Source organism: Vibrio sp. 10N.239.312.D08, from assembly GCF_041466145.1.
GTDB lineage: Bacteria > Pseudomonadota > Gammaproteobacteria > Enterobacterales > Vibrionaceae > Vibrio > Vibrio crassostreae_C.
On the sequence record NZ_JBFSSD010000071.1, the window covers coordinates 16,588 to 20,509 of the forward strand.

Consider the following 3,922-nt stretch of genomic DNA (forward strand, 5'->3'; position numbering starts at 1 on the left):
AAGCAGAAGCAGAAGCAGAAGCAGAAGCAGAAGCAGAAGCAGAAGCAGAAGCAGAACAGGAAGAAGTGGCAGTTCCTCAAGCTAAGGTTGAAGAAGTACAAGAGAAGCCGACAGAAAGCTTCTTTGCTCGTCTTAAGCGCAGCCTAAGCCGCACTAAAGCAAACATCGGTGCTGGTTTCTTTGGTCTGTTCAAAGGCAAGCAAATCGATGAAGACCTGTTTGAAGAGCTAGAAGAGCAACTTCTGATTGCTGACGTGGGTATGAATACCACGGTTAAGATCATTGAAAACCTGACAGAAAAAGCATCTCGCAATGACCTAAAAGACGGTGAAGCGCTTTATGGTCTGCTCAAAGAAGAGATGGCAGACATCTTAAGCCAAGTGGAACAGCCACTGGTTGTTGATACCACTAAAACACCTTACGTTATCTTAATGGTGGGTGTGAACGGTGTAGGTAAGACAACTACGATCGGTAAGCTGGCGAAACAATTCCAAAATGAAGGCAAGCAAGTGATGCTAGCAGCGGGTGATACCTTCCGTGCTGCAGCCGTTGAACAGCTTCAGGTTTGGGGTCAGCGTAACGATGTGCCAGTTATCGCTCAACACACTGGTGCGGACAGCGCGTCTGTTATCTACGATGCGATTGAAGCAGCGAAGGCTCGTGGTGTTGATGTTGTGATTGCTGATACAGCCGGTCGTTTGCAGAACAAGAGCAACCTGATGGAAGAGCTACGCAAGATCGTTCGTGTAATGAAGAAGATTGATGACTCTGCGCCACACGAAATCATGCTAACGCTCGATGCAGGTACAGGTCAGAACGCTATCAGCCAAGCGAAGTTGTTCAGTGAAGTGGCTCCAGTTACGGGTATTACACTGACTAAGCTAGATGGTACGGCGAAAGGTGGTGTAATTTTCTCAATTGCTGACCAGTTCCAGATTCCAATCCGCTACATTGGTGTGGGTGAAGGTATTGATGACTTGCGTCCATTTGAATCTAAAGACTTCATTGAAGCACTATTTAGCCGCGAAGAGTAACGCGAGTAGCAAAGTGGTTTATCCTTAATCTGCTACCGTTTTTAAATTTGATATTAGTGATCGTAAGAGGAATTTTCGGTGATCAAATTTCAGCAAGTGAGTAAAGCCTACCGAGGTGGAAGACAAGCGCTCCAAAAAGTGGACTTTCACCTGAAACGTGGAGAGATGGCTTTTTTGGGTGGGCACTCTGGGGCTGGTAAAAGTACCTTGCTGAAGTTGATCTGCGCGATAGAGCGTCCAACTGATGGACGTGTCTGGTTCAACGATCACGATATCACTCGTATCCCAGCCAAAGACATTCCTTTCTTACGCCGTAATATTGGGATTGTTTTTCAAGACCATCGCCTGCTGATGGACCGTTCGATTTTCGATAACGTCGCTCTGCCTATGCGTATTGAATCTATTTCTGAAAACGAAATAAAACGCCGAGTCAGTGCTGCGTTGGATAAAACCGGTTTATTAGATAAAGCCCGTTGTTTGCCAAGCCAACTTTCTGGTGGTGAACAACAACGCGTGGGTATTGCTCGCGCCGTGGTTAACCGTCCAACTCTGCTTTTAGCCGATGAGCCTACCGGTAATCTAGACCCTGAATTATCTAACCGTGTGTTGCGATTATTTGAAGAATTCAACCGCGCAGGTGTGACGATCATCCTAGCGACGCACGATATCGGGTTAGTGAACACTCGCCCTCAGTACCGCCATCTTGAATTAAACCAAGGATTTTTGAGTGAGGTTGAAGACTATGGCCGCGAATAAGCGCATCAAAAAACCTCAATCTAATCGAGCAGCAAACCGCGCTTCAAGCGACGGCTTCTTTGTTGTTCACTGGAAACAAGCCAAGTCATCGTTCTCGCAAATGTGGCAGCGCCCGTTAGGCAACTTACTGACCCTTGCGGTGATCTCTATGGCGTTGGCGATGCCAGCTTGTTTGTACCTATTAGGTAAAAATGTAGGGGAAGTGGCGCAAGATGTCACTAGCCCGTCACAAATAAGTGCTTATGTAGAGGATGGTATTCCTGAGCCACGAGTAATGGTGCTTAAGGATGAAATCGAAAGTTGGGATCAAGTTGAGCTCGTGGAGTACATTTCTCCGCAGCAAGGGCTTGCAGACCTCAGCCAGTATTCTGGTTTTGAAGACGCCCTAACCATTCTCGACGATTATTCACTGCCAGGTGTGCTGGTGATTACGCCAAGCGTACACAGCGATCCCTTAATTAAAGAGCTGGCAGGCACAGTTAAACAACAAGAATTAGTGACCGATGTTCGCCTAGACGAAGATTGGTTAGCGCGATTAGATGCGATCAAAGCATTAGCGGCTGTCATCGTGATTACCTTAACGGTATTGATGCTGGGCGCGGTATTTCTGATTATCGGCAATACACTACGATTTAATGTGTTGGCGCATAAAGAAGAGATTCAAACCATGAAGCTGATTGGTGCGACCGACAGCTACATTCTTCGACCATACCTTTATGCTGGGATGTGGTTTGGCGTTTTAGGTTCGATTAGCGCTTGGGTAATGACGGCATTGATTACCGTATTGCTGAACAGCGCGGTGGATGACTTGGCTCAGCTATACGACAGCCACTTCCGTTTAATTGGCCTGAATTGGGATGAATCTTTACTGCTTTTGATCGTCGGAACTCTGCTTGGTAGTGTGGCTGCAAAGCTTTCTGCACAGCGTCACCTAAAAGAAATTGAACCAGTTTAGGTGAATAGAGTCATATTTAGACGAAAAATAGGCACTTCTTAACCAGTTTTTGCCTTGTATAGACGAATTGATTATGCATAATTACTTCCCCCTCCTTGAAACCTGTTCATTTTAGGTTCAAGATTGTAGGGTTTTAATAGATGTATTACTCCAGATCAGAGATTGATGAGGAACCGAATGGCAAACCAAGCGTATCAAATGGCTTTAGTCACACAAGATAGTTTAGATAGCTATATCCGCTCAGCGAACAGCTACCCTATGCTGACTCCTGAAGAGGAACGTGGACTTGCAGAGCGATTACATTACAAAGGTGAGATCGACGCTGCGAAAGGCTTGATCCTTTCCCACCTAAGATTCGTGGTGCACGTTGCAAGAGGCTACTCTGGCTACGGGCTACCAATGGCTGATCTCGTCCAAGAAGGTAACATCGGCTTGATGAAGGCTGTTAAGCGCTTCAATCCAGAAGTTGGTGTTCGTCTCGTCTCGTTTGCTGTTCACTGGATCAAAGCTGAAATCCATGAATACGTTCTACGTAACTGGCGTATCGTTAAAATTGCGACCACTAAGGCACAGCGTAAACTGTTCTTTAACCTTCGTAAGTCTAAAAAGCGTTTGGGTTGGTTCAATAACGGTGAAGTTGAGACGGTTGCTCGTGAACTGGGTGTTGAGCCTTCAGAAGTTCGTGAGATGGAATCTCGCTTAGCAGCACAAGATGCGACGTTTGAAGCGCCTATGGACGATGACGATGGCGGTTCTGCTTACACTGCTCCAGTTTACTACCTAGAAGACAAGGCGTCAGACGTTGCTGAGACGGTTGAAGCGGCTAACTGGGAGTCACACACCAATAATCGCCTAGGGCTAGCACTAGCAAGCTTAGACGAGCGTAGCCAACACATTGTTCGCTCACGTTGGTTAGACGACAACAAGGCAACCCTGCAAGACTTAGCGGATACCTACAGTATATCAGCTGAGCGTGTTCGCCAGTTAGAAAAGAATGCGATGAAGAAATTGAAACAAGCCGTTGGTGATTTCTAATAGCATCTAGTTTCTATTAGCTTCTACTTTCTAGTAGAGCTAACAAATAGCTGAATTTTGAAAAGGCCGAGATCGAGAGATCTCGGCCTTTTTGTTGTGCGCCGAGCATGGCGTTGATCTAGGAGGTGAAAGTCCTCTACGG

4 protein-coding genes are annotated in these 3,922 nt (G+C 46.4%); all 4 read left to right on the top strand.

Translation table 11 applies throughout. From position 1 onward, the window contains the following. The coding region (gene ftsY / locus AB6D58_RS22940) for a signal recognition particle-docking protein FtsY (protein WP_372158650.1) at positions 1-1,034 on the top strand (1,034 nt) is incomplete at its 5' end. 78 nt (positions 1,035-1,112) lie between these two features. Then, positions 1,113-1,790 carry a cell division ATP-binding protein FtsE gene (gene ftsE / locus AB6D58_RS22945; protein ID WP_004736585.1) on the top strand — a complete coding sequence of 226 codons (678 nt, stop codon included), beginning with the start codon at positions 1,113-1,115 and terminating at the stop codon, positions 1,788-1,790. Next, on the top strand, positions 1,777-2,745 hold the full coding sequence (gene ftsX / locus AB6D58_RS22950; protein WP_136977524.1) for a permease-like cell division protein FtsX: 969 nt from the start codon (positions 1,777-1,779) through the stop codon (positions 2,743-2,745). The genes ftsE and ftsX overlap by 14 nt, the downstream gene beginning before the upstream one ends. Before the next feature lie 177 nt (positions 2,746-2,922). Then, positions 2,923-3,780 carry an RNA polymerase sigma factor RpoH gene (gene rpoH, locus AB6D58_RS22955; protein WP_017055518.1) on the top strand — a complete coding sequence of 286 codons (858 nt, stop codon included), beginning with the start codon at positions 2,923-2,925 and terminating at the stop codon, positions 3,778-3,780. The last annotated feature ends 142 nt before the right edge of the window (positions 3,781-3,922 follow it).

What these genes read in the sequence shown, in the direction of transcription:
- rpoH (WP_017055518.1), top strand. Translation starts at nt 2,923, where the DNA reads ATGGCAAACCAAGCGTATCAAATGGCTTTAGTCACACAAGATAGTTTA.
- ftsX (WP_136977524.1), top strand. Translation starts at nt 1,777, where the DNA reads ATGGCCGCGAATAAGCGCATCAAAAAACCTCAATCTAATCGAGCAGCA.